Origin of the sequence: Klenkia sp. PcliD-1-E (assembly GCF_024124375.1) — a bacterium.
GTDB lineage: Bacteria > Actinomycetota > Actinomycetes > Mycobacteriales > Geodermatophilaceae > Klenkia.
The window spans coordinates 1-13,707 of record NZ_JAMXRZ010000109.1 but is presented as its reverse complement, the minus strand read 5'-3'; the positions used below and the strand labels follow the sequence as shown (position 1 = coordinate 13,707).

15 protein-coding genes and 1 pseudogene are annotated in these 13,707 nt (G+C 73.6%); 10 read left to right on the top strand and 6 right to left on the bottom strand.

What is annotated here, in order from left to right; all coding sequences use genetic code 11:
• From NH342_RS18130 to NH342_RS18120, 3 genes are all read left to right on the top strand, one after another.
• A partial coding sequence (locus NH342_RS18130) for a multifunctional oxoglutarate decarboxylase/oxoglutarate dehydrogenase thiamine pyrophosphate-binding subunit/dihydrolipoyllysine-residue succinyltransferase subunit (RefSeq protein ID WP_253016895.1) occupies positions 1–3,565 on the top strand: 3,565 nt, incomplete at its 5' end.
• Positions 3,566–3,569: 4 nt separating this feature from the next.
• On the top strand, positions 3,570–3,758 hold the full coding sequence (locus NH342_RS18125) for a DUF6104 family protein (protein WP_253016893.1): 189 nt from the start codon (positions 3,570–3,572) through the stop codon (positions 3,756–3,758).
• Between the two features lie 135 nt (positions 3,759–3,893).
• Positions 3,894–4,598, top strand: a complete 705-nt coding sequence (locus NH342_RS18120; RefSeq protein WP_253016891.1) for a metal-dependent hydrolase — start codon at positions 3,894–3,896, stop codon at positions 4,596–4,598.
• Between the two features lies 1 nt (position 4,599).
• Here NH342_RS18120 and NH342_RS18115 read toward each other — a convergent pair whose 3' ends face one another.
• Together NH342_RS18115 and sodX are read right to left on the bottom strand one after the other, a co-directional pair.
• Positions 4,600–5,775: an NADP-dependent malic enzyme gene (locus NH342_RS18115; protein ID WP_253016889.1), complete on the bottom strand. Its 1,176-nt coding sequence runs from the start codon at positions 5,773–5,775 to the stop codon at positions 4,600–4,602.
• Positions 5,776–5,838: 63 nt separating this feature from the next.
• Positions 5,839–6,162 (bottom strand): nickel-type superoxide dismutase maturation protease, encoded by a 324-nt coding sequence (gene sodX / locus NH342_RS18110; RefSeq protein ID WP_253016887.1) that lies wholly within the window; start codon positions 6,160–6,162, stop codon positions 5,839–5,841.
• Positions 6,163–6,257: 95 nt separating this feature from the next.
• Between sodX and sodN the strand changes: the two genes are divergently transcribed.
• The 5 genes from sodN to NH342_RS18085 all read left to right on the top strand — a co-directional run bounded on the left by sodN (position 6,258) and on the right by NH342_RS18085 (position 9,514).
• Positions 6,258–6,662 (top strand): superoxide dismutase, Ni, encoded by a 405-nt coding sequence (gene sodN, locus NH342_RS18105; RefSeq protein WP_253016885.1) that lies wholly within the window; start codon positions 6,258–6,260, stop codon positions 6,660–6,662.
• Between the two features lie 110 nt (positions 6,663–6,772).
• Positions 6,773–7,456, top strand: a complete 684-nt coding sequence (locus NH342_RS18100) for a phosphatidylserine decarboxylase (protein ID WP_253016883.1) — start codon at positions 6,773–6,775, stop codon at positions 7,454–7,456.
• Positions 7,453–8,259, top strand: a complete 807-nt coding sequence (gene pssA / locus NH342_RS18095; RefSeq protein WP_253016881.1) for a CDP-diacylglycerol--serine O-phosphatidyltransferase — start codon at positions 7,453–7,455, stop codon at positions 8,257–8,259. The genes NH342_RS18100 and pssA overlap by 4 nt, the downstream gene beginning before the upstream one ends.
• Complete coding sequence (locus tag NH342_RS18090; protein WP_253016879.1) at positions 8,256–8,738, top strand: GNAT family N-acetyltransferase; 483 nt, start codon at positions 8,256–8,258, stop codon at positions 8,736–8,738. Before pssA ends, NH342_RS18090 begins: the two co-directional genes overlap by 4 nt.
• A complete protein-coding gene (locus NH342_RS18085; protein WP_253016877.1) occupies positions 8,735–9,514 on the top strand; it encodes an HAD-IIA family hydrolase in 780 nt (259 codons plus the stop codon). Before NH342_RS18090 ends, NH342_RS18085 begins: the two co-directional genes overlap by 4 nt.
• On the opposite strand, the gene NH342_RS18080 is transcribed toward NH342_RS18085, so the two are convergent.
• On the bottom strand, positions 9,515–9,991 hold the full coding sequence (locus NH342_RS18080; RefSeq protein WP_253016875.1) for a hypothetical protein: 477 nt from the start codon (positions 9,989–9,991) through the stop codon (positions 9,515–9,517). It abuts the gene before it with no gap.
• A gap of 57 nt (positions 9,992–10,048) precedes the next feature.
• Between NH342_RS18080 and NH342_RS18075 the strand changes: the two genes are divergently transcribed.
• Positions 10,049–11,023 (top strand): diacylglycerol kinase family protein, encoded by a 975-nt coding sequence (locus NH342_RS18075; protein WP_253016873.1) that lies wholly within the window; start codon positions 10,049–10,051, stop codon positions 11,021–11,023.
• A gap of 315 nt (positions 11,024–11,338) precedes the next feature.
• Positions 11,339–11,590: a WhiB family transcriptional regulator gene (locus NH342_RS18070; protein ID WP_091065577.1), complete on the top strand. Its 252-nt coding sequence runs from the start codon at positions 11,339–11,341 to the stop codon at positions 11,588–11,590.
• 77 nt (positions 11,591–11,667) lie between these two features.
• Here the strand turns inward: NH342_RS18070 and NH342_RS18065 are convergent, their stop codons facing one another.
• The 3 genes and pseudogenes from NH342_RS18065 to NH342_RS18055 form a co-directional block, all read right to left on the bottom strand.
• A complete protein-coding gene (locus NH342_RS18065; RefSeq protein WP_253016871.1) occupies positions 11,668–13,158 on the bottom strand; it encodes a sensor histidine kinase in 1,491 nt (496 codons plus the stop codon).
• An 18-nt stretch (positions 13,159–13,176) separates the two neighbouring features.
• Positions 13,177–13,437 (bottom strand): biotin/lipoyl-binding carrier protein, encoded by a 261-nt coding sequence (locus NH342_RS18060; RefSeq protein WP_253016869.1) that lies wholly within the window; start codon positions 13,435–13,437, stop codon positions 13,177–13,179.
• Positions 13,438–13,461: 24 nt separating this feature from the next.
• Positions 13,462–13,707, bottom strand: a pseudogene (locus NH342_RS18055) (carbamoyl-phosphate-synthetase); the annotation flags it as partial.

The following is a 13,707-nucleotide window of genomic DNA, read 5'->3' as shown; positions in this document are numbered from 1 at the left end:
CGAGGCCGAGGCGTCGGCCACCCGCCCGGCCACCACCGACACCGCCCCCGCGCCGTCCCGGCCGGCCACCCCGACCCCCGAGCCGAAGGCCACCGCCCCCGTCGTGGCGCAGGCCTCCGACAAGGCAGCCGACCAGCGCCCGGCCACCAAGCCGGCGGCGACCAAGCCGGCGGCAGCCAAGCCCACGAAGCCGGCTGCGGAGGACGCCGCCGGGCCCCGCAGCAGCGTGCTGCGCGGCGCCGCGGCCAGCGTCGTGAAGAACATGAACGCCTCGCTGACCGTGCCGACCGCCACCAGCGTGCGCGCCGTCCCGGCCAAGCTGCTGGTCGACAACCGCATCGTCATCAACAACCACCTGGCCCGCTCCCGCGGCGGCAAGGTGTCCTTCACCCACCTCATCGGCTACGCGCTGGTGCGGGCGCTGGACGACTTCCCGGAGATGAACGCCGCCTTCGCCGAGGTCGACGGCAAGCCGACCCTGGTGCAGCCCGAGCACGTCAACTTCGGTCTGGCCATCGACCTGCCCAAGCCCGACGGCACCCGCTCGCTGGTCGTGGCGAACATCAAGGGCGCCGAGGAGATGGACTTCGCCGCCTTCTGGGGCGCCTACGAGGACGTCATCCGGCGGGCCCGCGGCGGCAAGCTGACCATGGACGACTTCACCGGGACCACGGTCAGCCTGACCAACCCGGGCACGGTCGGCACCAACCACTCGGTGCCCCGCCTGACCCAGGGCCAGGGCACCATCGTCGGCGTCGGCGCGATGGACTACCCGGCCGAGTTCCAGGGGATGAGCCCCGAGACGCTCACCGACCTCGCGGTCGCCAAGACCATCACGCTCACCTCGACCTACGACCACCGGATCATCCAGGGCGCGCAGTCCGGGGACTTCCTGCGTCGGCTGCACGGCCTGCTGCTGGGAGAGGACGGCTTCTACGACGGCGTGTTCGCCTCGCTGCGGATCCCCTACGAGCCGGTCCGCTGGGTCCCCGACGTCACCGTCCGGCACGAGGGCCAGATCGAGAAGGGCGCCCGGGTCGTCGAGCTCATCGAGGCCTACCGGCGCAACGGCCACCTCATGGCCGACACCGACCCGCTGGAGTTCAAGGTCCGCACCCACCCGGACCTGGACATCACCCAGCACGGCCTGACCCTGTGGGACCTCGACCGGCAGTTCCCGGTCGGCGGGTTCGCCGGCGAGAAGGTCATGCCGCTGCGCGACGTCCTCGGTGTGCTGCGCAACTCCTACTGCCGCACCGTCGGCATCGAGTACATGCACATCACCGACCCCGAGGAGCGCGAGTGGCTCCAGAAGCGCATCGAGGTCAAGCACGACACCCCTGACCGCGAGAAGCAGAAGCACGTGCTGGCCCGGCTCAACGCCGCCGAGGCCTTCGAGACCTTCCTGCAGACCAAGTACGTCGGGCAGAAGCGGTTCTCCCTCGAGGGCGGCGAGTCTGTCATCCCGCTGCTGGACGAGGTGCTGGTCGCCTCCACCGAGCACGAGCTGGACGAGGTCGCCATCGGCATGCCGCACCGCGGCCGGCTGAACGTGCTGGCCAACGTGCTGCAGAAGCCGTACTCGAAGATCTTCGGCGAGTTCGAGGGCAACATCGACCCCGGCACCGTGCAGGGGTCGGGCGACGTGAAGTACCACCTGGGGGCCACCGGGCACTTCCAGCACCCCTCCCGCGACGCCGGCATCACCGTGTCGCTGACCTCCAACCCCAGCCACCTGGAGGCGGTCAACCCCGTCCTCGAGGGCATCGTGCGGGCCAAGCAGGACGTGCTGGACAAGGGCGAGCAGGGCTTCACGGTGCTGCCGGTCCTGCTGCACGGCGACAGCGCCTTCGCGGGCCAGGGCGTGGTCGCCGAGACGTTGAACCTCTCGCAGCTGCGCGGCTACCGCACCGGCGGCACCGTGCACGTCGTCGTGAACAACCAGGTCGGCTTCACCACCAGCCCGGCCGCGGCGCGCTCGAGCCTGTACTCCACCGACGTCGCGCGGATGATCGGTGCCCCGGTCTTCCACGTCAACGGCGACGACCCGGAGGCCTGCGTCCGGGTCGCCCGGCTGGCCGTGGACTACCGCCAGGCATTCCGCAAGGACGTCGTGGTCGACATGGTCTGCTACCGCCGCCGGGGCCACAACGAGGGCGACGACCCCTCGATGACCCAGCCGCTGATGTACGACATCATCGACCGCAAGCGCTCGGTCCGGAAGCTCTACACCGAGGCCCTCGTCGGCCGTGGCGACATCACCCTGGCCGAGGCCGAGGAGGCGCTGAAGGACTACCGCGGGCAGCTGGAGCGCGCCTTCGCCGAGACCCACGACGCGCAGGACTCCTCCAAGCAGGTGCGCCCGGTCGACCAGCGCCCCTCCGAGTCGACCACCACGGCGATCACCCCCGAGGTGCTCAAGGCCGTCGGCGACGCGCACGTGTCCCTGCCGCAGGACTTCACCGTCCACCCGAAGCTGCAGAAGATGCTCGAGCGGCGCGCGGCGATGGTCAGCGAAGGCGGCATCGACTGGGCGATGGGCGAGCTGCTGGCCTTCGGGTCGCTGCTCATGCAGGGCGTCCCGGTGCGGCTGGCCGGCCAGGACTCCCGCCGTGGCACGTTCGTGCAGCGGCACTCGGTGCTCATCGACCGGGAGAACGGCTCGGAGTACACCCCGATCGCCAACCTGTCCGAGGACCAGGCCCGGTTCTTCGTCTACGACTCGCTGCTGTCCGAGTACGCGGCGGTGGGCTTCGAGTACGGCTACTCGGTGGCCCGCCCCGACGCCCTGGTGCTGTGGGAGGCGCAGTTCGGCGACTTCGTCGACGGCGCGCAGCTGATCATCGACGAGTTCATCTCCTCCGGCGAGGCCAAGTGGGGCCAGCGCTCGGGCGTGGTGCTGCTGCTGCCGCACGGCCTGGAGGGCCAGGGCCCCGACCACTCCAGCGGCCGGCCCGAGCGGTTCCTGCAGCTGTGCGCCGAGAACAACATGACCGTCGCCAACTGCTCGACCCCGGCGAACTACTTCCACCTGCTGCGCCGCCAGGCGCTGTCGGAGACCCACCGGCCCCTGGTGGTCTTCACCCCGAAGTCGCTGCTGCGCGCCAAGGCCGCGGTCAGCCCGGTCGAGGACTTCACCGACGAGCGGTTCCGGCCCGTGCTCGGTGACCCGGGTGTCGGCGGCGAGCCGCTGGACGACGTCGCGGTGCGCCGGGTGCTGCTGTGCAGCGGCAAGGTCGCCTACGACCTGCTCGCCGCCCGCGAGGCCGAGGGCACCGACGACGTCGCGGTCCTGCGGGTCGAGCAGCTCTACCCGCTGCCGACCTCGGAGATCGTGCAGGCGCTGGGGCGCTACCCGAACGCCGCCGAGGTGGTCTGGGTGCAGGAGGAGCCGGCGAACATGGGCGCCTGGCAGTTCATGGCGGTCAACCTGCCCGCCGACCTGCCGGCCGGCACGACGCTCACCGTGGTCAGCCGCAAGGCCTCGGCCAGCCCGGCCGTCGGCTCGGCCAAGGTCCACGAAGCCGAGCAGAAGGACCTGGTCGCCCGCGCGTTCGCGCAGTAGTCCGGTGTACTTCACCGACCGCGGCATCGAGGAGCTGGTCACCCGCCGGGGCGAGGAGGAGGTCTCCCTCGCCTGGCTGGGTGACCAGCTGCAGGCCTTCGTCGACGAGTTCCCCGACTTCGAGGTGCCCGTCGAGCGGCTGGCGACGTGGCTGGCCCGCGGCGGCACGGGCGACGACGACGAGGACGACTAGCGCCGGCGCAGGCCAGGTTGCTCGAGCCCCCGACACCCCGGTGATCATGGGGTTCTGCCCTCCGGCGCGCCGGGCGACGGCGTGTCACCGGACCACAACCCCATGATCACCGGGTGGTGCGCTGACCATGGGTAGGTGCTCGGTCACTCCCACGCCCTCTCCGGTCTCGCCGTCGGGGCGGGCACGCTGCCGGTCGCACCGGTCACCGGGGCCGTCGCGCAGCTGGGCTGGGTCGCGGCCGTCGGCGGCATGGCGATGCTGCCCGACCTCGACCAGCGCGGCTCCACCATCTCCCGGATGTGGGGGCCGCTGACCGAGGTGCCCTCCGGGCTGGTCGGCACGCTCACCGGCGGCCACCGGCACGGCACGCACGACGCCGTCCTCGCCCCGCTGGCCTTCGGCGGCCTCGCGCTGGCCGCCGCCCAGGCGACCTGGTCCTCGCTGCTGCTGCTGGCCCTGGCCATCGGGCTCGCGCTGCGCGCGCTGCACGTCGTCGTGCCGGGGCGGTTCGAGGAGACGGTGGTCGGCAACCTGGTGCTGTCCTGGGGCGGGGCCTGGCTGCTGCTCGCGCACAGCCCCAGCCCGACCTGGCTGCCGTGGGCGGTCGGCCTCGGGGTGCTGGTGCACGTCGCCGGGGACTTCCTGACCTGCGGCGGGGTGCCGGTGCCGCTGGTGTGGCTGGCCCGCCCGCGGGCGACGGTCGCGTTCTCGCCCATGCAGACCGGCGGGTTCACCGAGAAGGTGCTGCTGGTGCCCGCCTTCGTGCTGGCCACCCTGGTCCTGCTGTGGGTGAACCTGCCGGCGGCGGCGGTCCTCGCGGAGCTCACCGCCGCCGGGTAGGTCAGCCGCGCACGACCCCCTCGGCCCGCGCGGCGTCGGCCACCGCGGCGGCGACGGCCTCGGCGACCCGGCGGTCCAGCGGCGAGGGCACGACGTAGTCGGTGCGCACCTCGTCGCCGACCACGCCGGCGATGGCGGTGGCCGCGGCCAGCTTCATGCCCTCGGTGATCGCGGTCGCGCCGGCGTCGATGGCCCCGCGGAACACCCCGGGGAAGGCCAGCACGTTGTTGATCTGGTTGGGCAGGTCGCTGCGCCCGGTGGCCACGACGGCGGCGTACCTCGCGGCCATCTGCGGGTCCACCTCCGGCGTCGGGTTGGCCAGGGAGAACACGATGCACCCCGGGGCCATCGCGGCGATGACCTCCTCGGGCACCGACCCGCCGGACAGGCCCAGGTAGACGTCGGCACCGACCAGCGCGTCGGCCATGGTCCCGGTCCGCCCGGTGGGGTTGGTGTGCTCGACCAGCCACTGCTTGGTGCCGGTCAGCCCCTCCCGCCCGGCGTGCAGCAGACCCTTCGAGTCCGCCACGGCGATCTCGCCGATGCCGGCCTCCAGCAGGATCTTCGTGCACGCGACCCCGGCCGCACCGGCCCCGGACACCACCACGCGCAGGTCACCCAGCGACCGGCCGGTCACCCGGGCGGCGTTGCGCAGCGCGGCGAGCACCACGATCGCCGTCCCGTGCTGGTCGTCGTGCATGACCGGGATGTGCAGCGCCTCCTTCAGCCGGGCCTCGACCTCGAAGCAGCGCGGCGCGCTGATGTCCTCGAGGTTGATCCCGCCGAAGGAGGGTGCGATCGCCCGCACCGCGGCCACGATCTCGTCCACGTCGGTGGTGGAGAGCACGACCGGCACGGAGTCCAGCTCGGCGAACTCCCGGAACAGGCAGGCCTTGCCCTCCATGACCGGCAGCGCGGCGGCCGGGCCGATGTCACCCAGGCCCAGGACGGCGGTGCCGTCGGAGACCACCGCGACCACGCGCGGGGCCCAGGTGAACCGGCGGGCGAGCTCGGGCTCGGCGGCGATGGCGCTGGAGACGCGGGCTACACCCGGGGTGTAGGTGAGGGCGAGGTCCGCGATGGACGTGATCGCGCCCTTGGTGCGCACCGAGAGCTTGCCGCCCTCGTGCACCGCGAAGGCGGGGTCGTCGGCGAAGCGGTCCGTCGAGCCGGTCATGACACTCTCCGTTGAGCTCATGGACACCGGAGCGTAGGGCAGCCCGGGCCGGCGGGGCCCGGCTCAGGGACGTGATCTGGGCAACCTGCCCGGCCGCGGTGCCAGCCGCAGCAGCACCCGCCCGACCACGACGGCGGGGCCGAACGCCCGGCTGTCGTCGGTCACCAGCGGGTTGTCGCCCTCGACCCACCAGCCGCCCTCGACGGCGCGCACCAGGCGCTTGACCACCAGCAGCTCCGGGCGGGAGGGGAAGCGGGCGAGCACCACGTCCCCGGGTCGCGCACGGTCGGCCCGGGCCACCAGGAGGCGGTCACCGTGCTTCACGGTGGGCGCCATCGAGGGTCCGCTGACCCGCGCCAGCGCCCAGCGCGACGGCAGCGTGCGCACCCCGTCCACCGGCCCCCGTCTCGACATGTCGCCCCTGATCACCGCGAGTAGGGTCCCAGACGACCCATCTCCCACGATCTTTGCGAGGACAACCCATGCGGCTCACCCGCCTGTTCTCCGCCGTGGAGGCCACCGCGCACTGCGACCTCCCCTGCGGCGTGTACGACCCCGCCCAGGCCCGCATCGAGGCCGAGTCGGTCAAGGCCCTGCAGGAGAAGTACCAGGGCAGCGACGACGAGGTGTTCAAGACCCGTGCGCTGATCATCAAGGAGCAGCGGGCCGAGCTGGTCAAGCACCACCTGTGGGTGCTGTGGACCGACTACTTCAAGCCCCCGCACTTCGAGAAGTACCCGCAGCTGCACGAGCTGTTCAACAAGGCCACCAAGCAGGCCGGAGCCTCGGGCACCAAGCAGTCGGTCGACCCGGCCGAGGGCCAGAAGCTGCTCGACTACATCGCCGAGATCGACAAGATCTTCTGGGAGACCAAGGCCGCTTCCTGAGGAAGGACCTCCGTGCTCCCCGCACGGGGGCCGTTCCAGCACGTCGCGTCACGCCGGGTCGCCCCTTCGGGGCGGCCCGGCGTCCTGGTGCCCGGTAGCCTCGGGCCACGATGCGCATCGACCGGGCCGGCTGGCCCTTCATCACCGGCCCCCTGGCCCCCGCCGTGGCGCTCGGCCTCCTCGCGCGCCTGACCGGACGGCGGGCTCCCCGCGCCGCGGTCTGGCAGCTGCTGGGCCTGTCGGCCTACATGGCGCTGTTCTTCCGCGACCCGCAGCGCAGCTGCGACACCGCACCGCCCGGCCCGGACGACGTCCTGTCCCCCGCCGACGGCGTGGTGATGGTCGCCGGCCCCGCCCAGGAGGGGGTCGGCCCGGAGCCCGCGCCCGAGGGTGGCTGGCAGCAGGTGAGCATCTTCCTGTCCGTCGTCGACGTGCACGTCAACCGCTCGCCCTACCGCGGCACGGTGACCCGCACCAGCTACACCCCCGGCAGCTTCCTGGCCGCCTACCGCGCCGAGAGCGCGCACCGCAACGAGCGCAGCGAGATCTGGCTGGCCGACGGCGACCGCACGGTGGTCTTCCGACAGCTGGTCGGCGTGCTGGCCCGCCGCATCGTCACCCGCACCACCACCGGCGCGCAGCTGGCCACCGGCGAGCGGATGGGCCTGATGAAGTTCGGCTCCCGGATGGACGTCTTCCTGCCCGCCGACGCCACCGTCGTCGTCCGTGAGCGCCAGCGCGTCCGCGGCGGCGAGAGCGTCATCGCGCGCTTCGGGTCGGGCGGACGGCCGTGACCCGACCGGCGAACCGGCGCAGCCAGACCGTGGAGTTCGTGCGCGCCTCCTCCCGCCGCGGGCGCAGCCGGGCCCGGTCGTGGCTGCCCAGCCTGTTCACCCTGGGCAACATGCTGTGCGGCTTCGCCGCGATCCTGGTCTCCTTCCGCGGCCAGTACGGCCTGGCCTGCGTGCTCATCGGCGCCTCGGTGGTCCTGGACATCGCCGACGGCGCGGTCGCCCGGCTGGTCGGCGCGGTCTCGCCGTTCGGCCTGCAGTTCGACTCCCTCGCCGACCTGGTCTCCTTCGGCCTGGCGCCCTCGCTGCTGACCTTCGCGCTGTTCTCCGACGGCCGCGACGGGTTCGACCCGCTGGGCTGGATCGCCTGCTTCGTGTGGGTGGCCTGCGCGGCCATCCGCCTGGCCCGGTTCAACGTCACCATCGACCCGACCGCCGACAAGCGCTTCTTCATCGGCCTGCCCTCCCCGGGTGCGGCGGGCGTGGTGATGGCCAGCGTGTTCGCCTTCTCCGACGTCCTGGAGGGCCGGGACCGGCTGTGGGTGCTGCTGGTCGTCGTCGTCCCGGGGCTGCTGATGGTCACCAACATCCGCTGGCGGTCCTTCCGCTCGCTGGTCAGCCCGAAGAGCCGCCGTCCCTACGGCCTGGTCACCGCCGCCGTGCTGGTCGTCGTGGGGCTGGCCACTGTGCCGGTGCTGACCTTCTGCGTGGTGGCCTACGGCTACCTGTTCTCCCCGCTCCTGGTGCCGGTGGTCTCCCCGCTGGGCCGGCTGGTGCCGGCCCGGGTCAAGGAGCTGCTGTCGTGATCCGCCCGGTCACCCCCGGCGACGTCGACGCCGTCGTCGCGCTGGTCCGCGAGCTGGCCGACTACGAGAAGAGCCTGGACGAGGCGCGGATGACCGCGGGGCAGCTGCACGACGCGCTGTTCGGCGAGGCGCCGGCGCTGTTCGGCCACGTGGCCTGCGACGACGACGGGGCCGTGGTCGGGTTCGCGCTGTGGTTCCTGAACTTCTCCACCTGGCGCGGCACGCACGGGGTGTACCTGGAGGACCTCTACGTCTCCCCCGCGCACCGCGGCACCGGCCTGGGCCGCGAGCTGCTGCGCACCCTGGCCGCGATCTGCACCGAGCGGGGGTACGCCCGGCTGGAGTGGTCGGTGCTGGACTGGAACACCCCCTCCATCGAGTTCTACCGGGCGGCCGGCGCCCGACCGCAGGAGGGCTGGTCGGTGTACCGGCTGACCGACGACGCACTGGCCGACTTCGCCCGGGAGAGGACGAGATGACCGACCGCGCACCCAGCGAGTGCTGGCTGACCGACATGGACGGCGTGCTGGTGCACGAGGGCCAGGCGCTGCCCGGCGCGGCGGACTTCCTGCAGCGGCTGGTCGACCGGGAGCGACGTTTCCTGGTGCTGACCAACAACTCGATCTTCACCCCGCGCGACCTGGCGGCCCGGCTGCAGCGCTCGGGCCTGCACGTCCCCGAGGAGGCCATCTGGACCTCCGCCCTGGCCACCGCGGACTTCCTGGCCGCGCAGCTGCCCGGCGGGTCGGCCTACGTCATCGGCGAGGCCGGGCTGACCACCGCCCTGCACGAGGCCGGCTACACGATCACCGACACCGAGCCCGACTACGTGGTGCTGGGCGAGACCCGGACCTACAGCTTCGAGGCCATCACCCGGGCCATCCGGCTGGTCGAGGACGGCGCCCGCTTCATCGCCACCAACCCCGACGCCACCGGGCCCTCGGCCGAGGGGTCGCTGCCGGCCACCGGCTCGGTCGCGGCACTGATCACCAAGGCCACCGGCGCCGAGCCCTACTTCGTCGGCAAGCCCAACCCGATGATGTTCCGCTCCGCGCTCAACCGGATCGACGGGCACTCGGAGTCCACCACGATGGTCGGTGACCGCATGGACACCGACATCGTCGCCGGCATCGAGGCCGGTCTGGACACCGTGCTGGTGCTCACCGGGTCCACCCGGTCCGAGGACGTCACCCGGTTCCCCTTCCGGCCCGGCCGGGTGGTGGACTCCATCGCCCAGGTCATCGACCTGGTGTAGTCACCGCTCGCTGTAGGCCAGCCGCGCCTCGGGGGTGGCCAGGAACCACAGCACCCCGGCCACGCAGGCCAGCAACGGCACGCCCAGCAGCGGGCGGCCGCCGTCGAAGGCGGTGACGTAGCCGAGCAGACCCAGCAGCAGCTGGAGCACGACGACCGGGCCGCGCGCCCAGCCGGCCACCCGCCACAGCCCGACCGCGCCCGCGGCCAGCGCTGCCGCCCCGAGCAGCACGTAGACCACCTCGGCCAGCGCCCGGCCGGTGCTGTCGGGGGAACCGGTGAGGGCCAGCCAGAGCACCGTGCCGGCCACCCCGACCAGGGCCAGGGCCTCCAGGCCGACCAGCAGCGCGGCCAGCCGCACCGACCGCGGGGCCTCGGTGGTGGGCCGGGGCGCAGCGGGGGCCGTGCGGGAGGCGGCGCCGCCGAGCAGCCGCTCGGCCCAGCCGCGCCGGCCGGGGTGCTCGGGTCCTGCTGCCACGGGGCCGAGGCTACGTGCCGGGCCGGACGGCGGTCGCCGCTGGCTACTGTCGAGGACGTGCGCGCACTCCTGGTGACCAACCCGGCGGCGACGACCACCACCGCCAAGGTGCGCGAGGTGCTCGTCCGCGCGCTGTCCACCGACCTGAAGGTCGAGGTCGCCGAGACCACGCACCGCGGCCACGCGCGCGAGCTGGGCCGGCAGGCCGCGGTCGACGGCGTGGACGTCGTGGTCACCCTGGGCGGGGACGGCACGGTCAACGAGACCGTCGACGGGATGCTGGCCGACGGGCCCGGGGCGCACGTGCCGGCGCTGGCCGTCGTCCCCGGCGGGTCGACCAACGTCTTCTCCCGGGCGCTGGGCCGGTCCCGGGACCCGGTCGAGGCGACCGCGGAGATCCTGGACTCCCTGCGCGCCGGCCGCACCCGGCGCGTCTCGCTGGGCACCGCCAGCGCCCTCGTGGACGCCGGCACCGACATCGACTGGGGCGCGGGCTGGACCCCGCCGCGGTGGTTCGTCTTCTCCGCCGGGCTGGGCTTCGACGCCGAGGTCATCCGCCAGGTCGAGGAGCAGCGTGCCCGTGGCCGGCGGTCCAGCGGGCGGCTGTACGTGCGGGCGGGCACCCGGGCCTTCCTGCTCGGCCACGACCGGCGGCACCCGTCGATGACGCTCCGGGTGCCCGGCGAGCAGCCCCTGGAGCGGCTGTTCCTGTGCCTGGTGTCCAACGTCAACCCCTGGACCTACCTCGGCGACCGGCCGATCGTGCCCAGCCCGGAGGCAGGCTTCGAGGACGACCTGGCGGTGTTCGCGATGGGCCGGCTCGGCCCGCTGGCGATGCTGCGCCACCTGCGCACCACGATGTCCGACCGGCCGGACGTGCGGGGCCGCGGCGTGCACCGGCTCCACGACCTCGCCGAGCTGGAGATCACCTCGACCCGGCCGCTGGAGTGGCAGCTGGACGGTGACCACCTCGGCCCGGCGACCGGGCTCCGGCTGCGCAGCGTGCCCGCCGCCCTCGAGGTCGTGGTCTGAGCGTTCCCGCACGCACCCGCCAGGTCCCTGGCAGGTGCGCCCGCAACGGTGGCCCGCGGACCCGGTCACCCGCATCGGTGGCGGTTCTGCTAGGAGCGTGGTGAGGTTGCTCATACGGGGGAGCGGCAGGCGGGTGAACCGCTTGACAGACCCCCAGCGCGTGAAACGATCGACCACGAACGCAACCCGCTGGTAACACCAGCGATGCGGGGTGCCGCCGGCACCGGACAAGGACGACGTCGGCAGGCCCGGCCCGGTCACCGACCGGACCACGGGCGCAGGCACACCGTAGACGACACCGAGGAGCACACCGACATGGACTGGCGCCACCGCGCCCTCTGCCGGGACGAAGACCCCGAGCTCTTCTTCCCCATCGGGACCACCGGGCCCGCGGTCACCCAGATCGAGCAGGCCAAGGCCGTGTGCCAGCGCTGCCCGGTCGTGCAGTCCTGCCTCGAGTGGGCGCTGACCTCCGGTCAGGACTCCGGTGTCTGGGGCGGGCTGAGCGAGGACGAGCGCCGCGCGCTCAAGCGCCGCACGCAGCGCGCCCGCGTCCGCACCGCCTGACGCAGACGACCACCGGGAGCCGGTCACCTCACCCGAGGTGACCGGCTCCTGTCGTCGGTGGGCCCGCGCCCGGGGGTTCAGCGGCGGGCGCGGCCGGCGCCGGGCAGGGAGAGGACGGCGACGGTCCCCGGCCCCTCGGTGGGCGCGCTGATCTCCAGCCGCCCGTGCAGCTCGCTGGTGACCAGCGTGCGCACGATCTGCAGACCCAGACCCTTGCTGGCCGCCACGTCGAAGCCCGGCGGCAGACCGCTGCCGTCGTCGGCGATGGTCACCCGCAGGTCGTGGCCGTCGCGCTCGGCGACGAGCTCCACCCGGCCGGGCACGCCCTCGGGGAAGGCGTGCTCGACGGCGTTGTGCAGCAGCTCGGTCACCGCCATGACCAGCGGGGTGGCGCTGGCCGCCGGCAGCTCGCCGAAGCGGCCCACCCGGCTGATCCGGGCCGCTGGCCCGACCGACGCGACGTCGCCGAGCATGGGCAGCACCTGGTCCAGGACGTCGTCGACGTCGACCACGTCCTCCCGGCTGCCGGCCAGGGTGTCGTGCACGACCGCGATGGAGGCGACCCGCCGCACCGACTCAAGCAGCGCCTCGCGGGCCGCGGGCTCGGACACCCGCCGGGCCTGCAGCCGCAGCAGCGCGGCCACCGTCTGCAGGTTGTTCTTCACCCGGTGGTGGATCTCCCGGATGGTGGCGTCCTTCGTCATCAGCGCCCGGTCGCGGCGGCGCACGTCGGTGACGTCGCGGACCAGCACCAGGGCGCCGTGCTCGCCGCCGGGTGCCTGCAGCGGCAGCGCCCGCACCAGCAAGGTCGCCGCCTCGCCCTCGACGTCCAGCGGGTCGGGGAACCGGCCGGCGACGGCGGCGGAGATGTGCGCGGCCACCACCTCGCCGGTGACCCGGTCGGTGGCTGCGCGCCGGGTCAGCTCGGCCAGGTCGGCACCGACGACGTCGCCGGTGAGGCCCATCCGGCGGTAGGCCGACAGCGCGTTCGGGCTGGCGTAGACCGCCCGGCCGGCGCCGTCCAGGCGGACCAGCCCGTCGCCCACGCGAGGGCTCATCTCGGCGTCCTCGAGCATCCGCGGCGGGAAGGTGCCCGCGGAGACCATGCCGACCAGCTCCGCGGCGATGTCGAGGTAGGTCAGCTCCAGCTGGGACGGCGGCCGGGTGGCCGACAGCCGGCGGTCGCGCGCCAGGACGGCGACGACGGCGCCCTCGTGCCGGACGGGGAGCACCTCGCGGGTGCGCGGGGCCGCCCCGGTGCCGTCGGGCTCCTCGGTGACCGGTTCCCCGCCCTGGTGCACCTGCACGAAGGAGGCGGCGTCGTCGCCGGACAGCTCGACCCCGACGAGGTCCTCGGGCTGGGTGGTGGGCGCGGTGAGGGGCCGGACCTGCGCCACGCACCACCAGGCTCCCCCGGCCAGCGGGACCCAGAGGGTGAGGTCGGCGAAGGACAGGTCGGCCAGCAGCTGCCAGTCGGCCACCAGCCGGCGGGCGTGGTCGGCCTGCGAGGGGCTGACCGCCGGGGCCCGGGAGAGCCGGTCGGACAGGCTGGCGCGCGGCTGCGTCACGGGCTGGGTCCCCCGGGGTCAGCTGGTGACGGTGGCGATGAGGTCGCCCTCCTGGAGGACCTCGCCCTCCACGACGTGCAGCTCGGCGACGGTGCCCGCCCGCTCGGTGAGCACCGGGATCTCCATCTTCATCGACTCCAGGATGACCAGCGTGTCACCGGCGGCCACCTCGGCGCCCGGGGCCACCAGGACCTTCCAGACGCTGGAGACCATCTCGGCGTGGATCTCCTCGACCGCCACCGGCGCTCCTCCTCCTGCTGAACGGATGACCGTGGTCATCCAACCACCTGGGGCGGACGGGGGTCAGCCGGTCGCGAGGCGGTGCAGGACCTCGCAGACCGCCGCGCCGTCGTGCGGCACCCCGGTCTCGGGCAGGCCGGTGAGCACGTCGGCCGCACGTCCGGCGGCGCCGGGCAGGTCGGGCCCGGCGGCGCTGACCGTGGCCAGCAGGGCGTCGTACCAGCCGTCGAGCCGGTCGCCGGGCGCGTAGCCGCCGACCGCCCGCACGTCGGCCCCGGCCGGCCCCGCGAGGTCGGGCAACCGGCCGGT